Origin of the sequence: Alcanivorax sp. (assembly GCF_014762765.1) — a bacterium.
GTDB lineage: Bacteria > Pseudomonadota > Gammaproteobacteria > Pseudomonadales > Alcanivoracaceae > Alcanivorax.
Window position 1 is genome coordinate 1 of record NZ_JABURH010000191.1, and the last position, 7,656, is coordinate 7,656.

The window sequence follows — 7,656 nt, forward strand, 5'->3', positions numbered from 1 at the left end:
TCCCTGGATGAAGAAAGCCTGTCACAGGTGACCGGCACTGGGTTGGCTATTGGCTTCGAGGATTTCCGCTGGTTGGTCAAACCCACCAGTTATTTCGAGCAGGTGGGTTCGGATCCGGTGGGCAATACCACGCTGCAGCGGGGGGATCTGCGCTGGTATGGCGTGAATATTTCCGGCGCCGGTGCCGGCGGTTTTCATTGGGATGAAAGCGGCGGTAATTTCGGTACTTCCTGTGATGCTTCCAGCCTGGGCTGTCCCCGGGGCGGACTCATCAGTGACTTTGCTCCCCACGACAACCCTTACCTGCTACGTGCGTTTTCGCCCCGTGGTGTCGGCTACGACGGCAGCATTCTCAACAATGATCCCAATAACCCGGACAAGACCATCTACGAATATCTGGCGCCCAGTGCGCAGCCGGATTACACCTTTTCTTTCTGGGGGGAACTGGAGGTTGGGCGCACAGGTAATAACGATAACCTGGCTGTGGGCACCGGGGATCTGTTGAAAACCCAGACCATCATTCGGGGGAATGCCGCCAATTCTGCTTTTCGTCTTTTCCAGTTCACCCAGCCCGGTAACGAAACTTTTGCCATTCTCTACCACAGTAGCCTGCAGGGGGACTTTCGTTTCTCAGCAGCGCAACAGGGTGGCAGCGCCAGTGACGTGGTGGGCCAGCCGGTAAGATTTGATGCCCTGGAAGGTCTGCATTTCAAGAATGTGGATGCCTATGTGCCGTTAGGGCAGCTTTATTACCAGGCTCTCACGTTGGACACGGTGCCAGCCCAGGATGGCAATTTCATTCTGGAAATTCCCCGTCTTCCGGATGTTCCCACTCATACAGCGGTTCATGATCATTTCTATTCTCTGGTGGTACCGGATAGCCCGGATGCCGGTTACATCACCGCTCGGGCAGCATTGCTGACCAATACCCCGGGAGCGACTCCCACCCATACAGTGGATGATTCCTATTTTGTCACCCATGGCTATTCCCGCTGGGGAGACTGGTATCCCTGTCGGGGGGTGGGTTGCCCGGCGGTATCCACCACTCCTTCGCCAAACCGCAATGCCTATGACGATACCGATGACGGCATTTTCTTTCGCAAGTGTGAAGGCTGCGATGACTTTGATGCGTTCGCTTACATGATTACGGCGGTGGATGTGCGTCCCGGTCAGGATGACTACTCCTGTCCGGGAGGAAGTAATTGTGGTGACTATGCTCCGCGCGGAGGAACCGGTGGTGTTGCCGATCGTTATTACCGCCAGGCGGTTAACTGTACGGCCAGTAATGGCAGCGACTACCAGTGTGGCTATGGCGGCAGTTATAGCATTAATTCGGGGACCGATTACACCACCGTTAACAAAACCAACCCATCCACACTGTTGGGGGTGCCGGGAACCAATACGCTTCCTGTGATCCGCACCGGTGCAGCAAACCTGGGAGATGCCAGGGCCGAGGGTTTGCAGGTGAATTACATGAAATTTACCAGCTATGGTGCGGGAAACTAGGGAACAGTAATGATAAATAAAAGAAAAAAATCATGGATTGCTGGAGCCGTTTTTTTATTCTGGACATCATTCTCTGTTGCCTACAACGGGGGCGGGATGCGGCCGCTCAATGAAGATCAGATGCGATCTGTGACGGGACAGGGACTGATTGTTTCCGACAAAATATCCGGCACCACATTGGCTAATCCGAATGCATACTCATCGCCTTTTGAGTTTTACCGAATCGGCCTGGATGGTGAGCTTCAGCTTAACCTTAATGTTTCAAAATTACAGCTGGGCTGTGGTGGTATCAATGATCATCTTTCAGGTCACGCAGGGTGCGATATTGATATTGATTACCTTAGCCTGATGGGAAGAAACGGTACTGATATTGGAGATCCAGGAAGTCCATTCAAACTGGATAGACCCTATATCGAGTTTGCAGTCAAAAACGATAACTCAACCACACTGCGGGAGATTGCTGGCATAAAAATTGGTGCCCAGTCTGCAGACGGGGCCATCAGCGCAGGGCGTCGTTATTATTCAAATAATGCGGTTAATCAGGAAAATACTGCTTTTGCAACAACATGTAATACAGGATCTGTTACTGGTGCGGGTGTTGTAGGCTGTCATTCAGGCATAAACAGCGTCAGTGGTTTTTTGGGTTCAGAGCTTTCACTGACCATGGACATCGAAGCCAGATTGCTGAGTATTTTCACAATAAGAGCGACCGGGTGCACGGGCAGAACCAGTATTGGCCATGATGATTGTGGTAATAACCTCAATGATGCTCTGTTTGTGGATCTGGCTGGCACCAGGATGCAGACGCTTGGCTTACAAGCGGCGGAATTGAAGACAAATAACCTGGAGTTTCTGGGCGGTAGTTGTGGCTTTTTTAATCCTCTTGCCTGTGCGGCCCAAGCTGTAATGGATACGGTTTTTGCCAGCCTTAACACCGACCTTCGTAACGTACACAAGCTGACATTTGAAGACACCTCCGACTTCTTTCTCTCCTTTCAGAGAGAACCAATTGCTTACCCCCGCTACAGCAAGATGACGCCCACAGAAGAGTTGCCATCGGGCGCCTTTGATATATGTGCCACAGGCAATGCTACCCCACGTTGTTCCAGTGGCTATGCGGTGCCAGCCAATACCGGATGGTGGCTCAATGCACCGTCCGTAAAACTGCTGGATGTGTATAACCCCAATGCTGATTTGGGGAACCGCGGTATTGACGAGGCCATTGCATTGCTGGGGGCACCGGGCTTGCTGTTGGAGCATCCGGAATTTGATCTGGCACCTAAACAAAACTGCTACGGCAGCACGATGTTCTGCTGAAGGAGGAAGGGGTATGTCCGACTACGAGACGTCATCAAGATACATCGTTTCCTGGATTCTGACGTTGTTTGTGCTGTTCGCGTTTGGTCATCCAGTTAATGGAAAAGCGGACTCCATGACACCTATGGATGAGAATGAACTGCAATCCATCAGTGGTGGCGATGCTATACAGCTGACCCTGCGGCTGCGCAACAATGTGGGCGAAGACAACTTGCCGGATACGGCCTGCGGCGGTACTCCAGATCCCTGCCGGTTGGGATTGGAATTTGTGGCGCGGGAAGGGAACTGGCTGGTACTGAAGGATTTTTACGGCAGCCTTGCCATTGAAGATGTTCGCCTGGAAGGCGCCTTTCTCAGTCATACCGGTTCCAGTTACCGGGACCTGAGCCGCTTTCAGGATGCTGACGGCAATTGCCTGCTTTCCCCCTGTAATCCGGATGGCTTGCCTGCGATTCAGCTTGATTATCCCTTTGCCAAGGGGCCGGGTGAATATCAAGACCTGCATACCTTTCTGAACATCGGGCGCATGGCTGTGGAAGGGGATGACGCTGGCACGCCCGGTTTTATGCTCGATAACAATCCCGGTAGTGCACTGGCATTTCGCATGAGTGATTCGGCCAGCCCTAATGGTGACATGCAGATGCGTTTTGACGGGAGGGCGTTTCTGTATGGTTTCTGATATGCGGGGTTTGCTTATCCTGGCCCTGTTACCGTTTGCAGCCATCGCTCCCGCCATGACGCCACTGGATGACAGTGGCCTGGCCGATATCCGTGGCCAGGATGGGCTGACCGTCAATCTGGAAAACAGCAGTGGTATTCAGGCGCAGCAACTGAACTGGATCACAGACAGTGGCAATGCGCCCCCGGGAGCCTGCAGTGGAGGCGTAGCCGATCAACACGCCTGTACCCGGCTCAATGGCCTCAGCCTGCAGGGCGATGGCAACCCGTTGAGCGCTCAACTGCAACTGGATGTGGGAAGTGATGGCGCGCTCCCTTTTCTGGCGCTGCAGTATGGCTGGCAGCCGTCCTTGTTCACGCTGGACGGGATGACACTGGAAACCGCCAGCAATCCCGCTTATGCATTTCACTCCCTGGGCCAGATTGGATTGTATTCACAAGGCAACCTGATGCTGGTCAACCAGGGCCTGTTCAACAGTAACGGACAGAATGCCAACCTGGATTTTTCCATGACCGGCGACTGGATCTACCGCCAGGGGGGGGCGGGCAGTGCGGAGCTGAGTGTTGGCAACCTGATCATGCAGAACCGGTTTACCAACGGGCCGGCTGGAGGTCATGCTCCTGCCAGCGGCATCATCGGAATCGACAACAACGGCTTGTTGCTGGAAGCGGATCATACCTATACGGCCCTGCAATTCGACCTGATGTACAAGGCGTCGCCGGTAAATTTTGATCGCGCTGGGCGTCAGCCGCTACTGCACGGTGCCTGGCTCGGAGGCCTGAAAGATGCCCGGGTGCGGGTGTCTGCCGGTGGGCTCGGTTACGGCTATATCGGGACTTCCCCCAATGGCCTGTGGGATTACGCCGGGATCAATACGCCCCGCTCTGAGGGGCTGACGATTCAGACACAGTGGGATTACGACACGGATTTCCAGCTTCGACTGGGCCATGCGGACGGTGACCGTACCCGCATGGAGCTGGTCAACTGGCGACGTCTCGGCAATGGCACTGGCCCCATGTTCGCACTGGATACCATTCTTGATGTGGTGCAGAACAATACCGGCCCGGCAGGCCTGTGTTTTGGTGGTGGCGTTGTCGGCGGGCAACCGGATAGTGGATTGTGTACTGGTGCAGGCGGGGTATTTCATCCCACCCGGGTCGCTGCCGGTGAATCAGCCTTTGCTGTCCTGCTGCGCAACGGCCATCTGCATGCCTACAGTGAACAGTTGACTGTCACCAATCCCACCACCGGCTGGTCGGGGAACTATAACTGGGGCATCGTTCTCACCCTGGGCAAGCTGGATGCGGATATTCTGGCTTACCCGCAAGGGCCCACCGGCAACGTGGGGCTGCGGGCCGACGCCACCGTCATGGTGCAGTCGCCGGGATTCTGGAATGCCGCTAATAATGACGATCCTCTGGTGCGCGCGACGGCAGCGGATAACTGGCAAACCCATTCCCATTTTTTGTTCGCCAACACCGCCAGCCAGGTTGCGGTGGGCCTGCTGAATAATGATCTGCTCTGGAAAGCCAGGGACCTGTATCTGACGCTAGGCGAAACCGATCCTGCATTTCCGGATATGGCGTCAGGGATCATGCTGCGGACCGATACCCTGTCCCGCTATCAGGTACGGGGTCTGCTGGGGGCCGGCAGCCTCAGTGATCTGGGCGGGCCCACTGCCAATGTGGCGCTGTGGGATTTCAATCTGTCCGCCGACCAGTTTCGTTTTGTGCTTTATCCCGCCACGGCCGATGGCCTGGCAACACTGGGTTTCGATGGCTATATGAATCTGGATGGTAATGCCTACCTGTCACTGGCGGAAGTTTCCAGCCCGAAGTCTGCCTTCCGGCTTTCCAATGTGAGCGGCAGTATCGGTTGGCGTAACGGAAACGTGGTATTGAAATCCGGCGATCAAAACAGTGACGGCTTGCCCAGCCTGACCATCGAAAACGAACTGTTGCTGGGGCAAAGCGCGGACTTCGGTCAGAGCGGCGGTGGTAACCCGCTGGTAGGGCAGGTGGGGTTTGGTGATCAGCAGTACGGTCGCATCGCCATGCCTGGCGGGACCTGGCATAGCGAGATCATTGCCAAGGTACCGCCGCCCTAGCTGTCTGGCGCCAACACAAAATGCTCGATTCCCTGATCCAGAAACCGGATCAGCATCCGGTAACTGTCCAGATCGAAACTGGCATGCGTATCCGGCATCACCGCCGCCGTTTCCGGCTCACGCTGCAGGGTGGTGAGATGACACCACTGATCAATCAGATGGTAGTCCGTTTGTTGCCCGTTCTCCTCACGGATCACCAGCACCCCTGTATAGGGCCAGGCCTGAATATGCTGATCTTCCAGGGTTGTCCGCAACCGCTGGTTATGACTTTCCACCGTTTCCTTCCCGCAACAGGCTCCCCGGCATCGACCCAGCTGGTGAGCAAAGCAGGCACCCTTGCCGCTGCCTTCCAGGCCACAGACCCGCGGGCAAAGTCCGACCTCGCGCACCTTGCTGTCGAGCATGGCTTTTGCCTGGCGTGGGCTGCGAAACAGGCCATAGCTGTCCTGTTGCCAGCCATGGTTATCCACCAGCGGCCGGTATAACGTCGGCACCAGAAAATTGCGGGTATCGGTTTCCAGCCGCCAGGTATGTAGCTGACGATAACGGCGCTGGCGGCGGTTGAAGATCGGCTGGCGTTGTTTAATTTCCCGGTTTTCCAGCAACAACGCGCCCAGTTCACCAGCGGTAACCTGATGTTCGATACGGCGGGTCAGGTAGCACAGCCGCCCTTCCTTTTTATCCCGATGCCGGGCAGAAAAATGACTTTTTACCCGTTGCCGCAGGTTGATGCTTTTCCCCACATAGAGCAGCTCATCCTGCTCGCCAAAAAACCGGTAAATGCCGGGGAGGGCGGGCAGGTCGGCAAACAGGGTTGGGTCGACCGGGCAGGAATTGGAATCTGGGTACATAGCGGTAGTGTCCATGGCGAAACGCCATGATGTGGTGAAGGCGGGATGGATGATCTGATATTTTTACCGTGCCATGATGGAGAAAATGCATTGCCAGGAGGCAACCATGAACGGCCACGACACCGACACCCGTATCGAAACCGATTCCCTGGGCCAGGTGCAGGTGCCCAAAGCGGCCCGCTGGGGCGCCCAGACCCAGCGGGCGGTGGATAATTTCCCCATCAGCGGTCGCCCGTTGCCGGAGCGTTTCATTCTGGCGGTGGTGCGCATCAAGCGTTGCGCGGCAGAAGCCAACCTCAAGCTGGAACAGCTGCCGGCGGACAAGCAGGCCGCCATCGTCGGTGCCTGCAATGATCTGCTGGCCGGCCACCATCTGGACCAGTTCCCGGTGGATATTTTCCAGACCGGTTCCGGCACCAGCACCAACATGAATGTGAACGAGGTGATTGCCCATCTGTGCGCCGACGCCGGTGTCGAAATTCATCCCAATGATGATGTGAATCTGGGGCAGAGTAGTAATGACACCATTCCCTCCGCCATTCATGTGTCCGCCGTGTTGGCCGTCACCGAACAGTTACTTCCCGGCCTGGAACACTTGATTGCCAGCCTGGGGTTGCGGGCCCGGGAAGGGCGCGAACTGGTGAAGACGGGTCGTACCCACTTGATGGATGCCATGCCGGTGACCGTGGAGCAGGAACTGCAGACCTGGGTGCTGCAATTACAGGATGCCAGCAGTCGGTTGGCCCGGGCCCGGGATGAACTGCTGGCCATTCCCCAGGGGGGGACGGCGGTGGGCAGCGGCATTAATGCCCATCCGGAATTTGCCAGTACTTTTGCGGATCAACTGGCGGACGAAACCGGCTTGGCCTTCAAACCCTTGCCCCATCCCTTTGTGGCCCAGAGCGCACTGGATGCGCCGCTGAATCTGTCTGCGGCCCTGCGAGGGTTGGCGGTGGTGCTGATGAAGATCAGCAACGACCTGCGCTGGATGAATTCCGGTCCTATCCATGGTCTGGGCGAGCTGCAACTTCCGGCCACCCAGCCGGGCTCTTCGATCATGCCCGGCAAGGTGAACCCGGTGATCTGCGAATCGGTGACCATGGTGGCGGCCCAGGTGATGGGGCTGGACCAGGCCAATGCGGTGGCGGCCCAGAGCGGCAACTTCCAGCTCAACGTGATGCTGCCGCTGGTGGCCA

6 protein-coding genes are annotated in these 7,656 nt (G+C 56.4%); 5 read left to right on the forward strand and 1 reads right to left on the reverse strand.

Going from position 1 to position 7,656, the window contains the following annotated elements; genetic code table 11:
* From HUJ17_RS14735 to HUJ17_RS14750, 4 genes are all read left to right on the forward strand, one after another.
* The coding region (locus HUJ17_RS14735) for a hypothetical protein (protein ID WP_290511407.1) at positions 1-1,506 on the forward strand (1,506 nt) is incomplete at its 5' end.
* A 9-nt stretch (positions 1,507-1,515) separates the two neighbouring features.
* Positions 1,516-2,823 carry a hypothetical protein gene (locus HUJ17_RS14740; RefSeq protein ID WP_290511408.1) on the forward strand — a complete coding sequence of 436 codons (1,308 nt, stop codon included), beginning with the start codon at positions 1,516-1,518 and terminating at the stop codon, positions 2,821-2,823.
* Between the two features lie 13 nt (positions 2,824-2,836).
* Positions 2,837-3,502 (forward strand): hypothetical protein, encoded by a 666-nt coding sequence (locus HUJ17_RS14745; protein ID WP_290511409.1) that lies wholly within the window; start codon positions 2,837-2,839, stop codon positions 3,500-3,502.
* 1 nt (position 3,503) lies between these two features.
* Positions 3,504-5,609 (forward strand): DUF6160 family protein, encoded by a 2,106-nt coding sequence (locus tag HUJ17_RS14750; protein WP_290511410.1) that lies wholly within the window; start codon positions 3,504-3,506, stop codon positions 5,607-5,609.
* Here HUJ17_RS14750 and HUJ17_RS14755 read toward each other — a convergent pair.
* Entirely contained in the window at positions 5,606-6,475 is an 870-nt protein-coding gene (locus tag HUJ17_RS14755) for a GIY-YIG nuclease family protein (RefSeq protein ID WP_290511411.1), read from the reverse strand. The genes HUJ17_RS14750 and HUJ17_RS14755 overlap by 4 nt on opposite strands.
* A gap of 91 nt (positions 6,476-6,566) precedes the next feature.
* Between HUJ17_RS14755 and HUJ17_RS14760 the strand changes: the two genes are divergently transcribed.
* Positions 6,567-7,656: class II fumarate hydratase (locus HUJ17_RS14760; RefSeq protein ID WP_290511412.1), on the forward strand; the 1,090-nt coding region annotated here is incomplete at its 3' end.